This window comes from Oleiphilus sp. HI0128 (genome assembly GCF_001635365.1).
In genome coordinates this window covers 1-395 of sequence record NZ_LWGG01000562.1, presented here as the reverse complement: position 1 = coordinate 395, position 395 = coordinate 1, and the positions used below count along the sequence as shown (strand labels likewise).

The following is a 395-nucleotide window of genomic DNA, read 5'->3' as shown; positions in this document are numbered from 1 at the left end:
TAACCCATACTGATTTATCTTCATTATGAATAGGCTGCTCACCACCCTGAATATCGATGATGCTCAAACGCGTATGAACCAATAAGGCTTGGCTATCTAGATAGTAAGCTTGTCCGTCAGGGCCTCGATGGCGTAATTGTCCTGCCATTTGCTTGGCAAGTGCATAGCGATCTTTTTCAAACGGGGGGAGGCCAAACAAACCTGCTATTCCACACATAGGTTAACTCTCGATGTCGCTGCTTGAACTTATATCAGAATTTGATTGTATGTGTAACTGGATTATTGTAGCCAGCATACCTTGAGTTGGCGTTAAGTTACTTTGACACTTCAGGTTGCATTCTTTCGAGAGAGCAACAAGTTGTGATTCATGGATATCAAGATAGGATTTTTTTAAT

1 pseudogene is annotated in these 395 nt (G+C 41.5%); it reads right to left on the bottom strand.

Annotated elements, in window-relative coordinates:
- Positions 1–217, bottom strand: a pseudogene (locus tag A3763_RS06645) (asparagine synthetase B); the annotation flags it as partial.
- Positions 218–395 lie beyond the last annotated feature (178 nt).